The sequence below is a fragment of the Gilvimarinus gilvus genome (assembly GCF_030518155.1).
GTDB classification, from domain to species: domain Bacteria; phylum Pseudomonadota; class Gammaproteobacteria; order Pseudomonadales; family Cellvibrionaceae; genus Gilvimarinus; species Gilvimarinus gilvus.
The window spans coordinates 1-381 of sequence record NZ_JAULRU010000445.1; the positions used below are offsets into that span (position 1 = coordinate 1).

Genomic DNA, 381 nt, shown 5'->3' on the forward strand with positions numbered 1-381 from the left:
GACAACTGAGCCTTACAATGGTTTCAAACAAGGACGTACCATAGAATTGGACGTAAAAGATTTTGATTTTATTAAACATTCTTTTCCAGATGAAATAAAATCGATTGTAAGTACAATTTCAAAAAGTGATACAATTCGAAATGAAGCTAATTCAGGAAGTTATTCGATTACTGGAGTTTATCCAGAATATGAATCAATGATTAATGAAAATGTAACGCTTGGTCGATTTATCAATAAAAAAGATATGGAAAATCAATCCAAATCAATTGTTATTGGACGATTGGTTGCGCAAGATTTTTTTCCAAATCAAATTGCTATTGGTAAGTATTTGCAATTAGGTTCAAGTATGTATCAAGTGGTTGGTGTTTTCGAAAGTAAAGA

General features: G+C 30.4%; 1 protein-coding gene. It reads left to right on the forward strand.

Going from position 1 to position 381, the window contains the following annotated elements; translation table 11 throughout:
* Window positions 1-381, forward strand: a 381-nt coding sequence (locus QWI17_RS08800) for an ABC transporter permease (RefSeq protein ID WP_302722149.1), incomplete at both ends; no start/stop codon positions are given.